Annotated in this window: 1 protein-coding gene; it reads left to right on the forward strand. The window is 65.3% G+C overall.

All coding sequences use genetic code 11. The features are described 5' to 3' along the window. Nucleotides 1-85 precede the first annotated feature (85 nt). On the forward strand, nt 86-245 hold a 160-nt coding region (locus tag ACQG3P_RS21760), incomplete at its 3' end, for a MerC family mercury resistance protein (RefSeq protein WP_426806212.1).

Raw genomic sequence — 245 nt, forward strand, 5'->3', positions numbered from 1 at the left:
ATGGCAGAGGCAGTCATGGGGGCGAAAGCGTAAAGTGGGACTGAAATCCTACTATCTAACCCCCTTCGCTCCAGACCCTTCCCCCATGAAGACCACCAACGCCCTGCTCGACGCCGGCGCCATCGCCCTTTCCAGCCAGTGCCTGCTGCACTGCCTGGCCCTGCCGCTGCTCGCCGCCGCCCTGCCGCTGATGGGGGTGTGGGCCGAAGCAGACTGGGTGCACATCGAGATCGTGGCCAACGCCG

Origin of the sequence: Stenotrophomonas sp. SrG (assembly GCF_050031795.1) — a bacterium.
GTDB classification, from domain to species: domain Bacteria; phylum Pseudomonadota; class Gammaproteobacteria; order Xanthomonadales; family Xanthomonadaceae; genus Stenotrophomonas; species Stenotrophomonas rhizophila_A.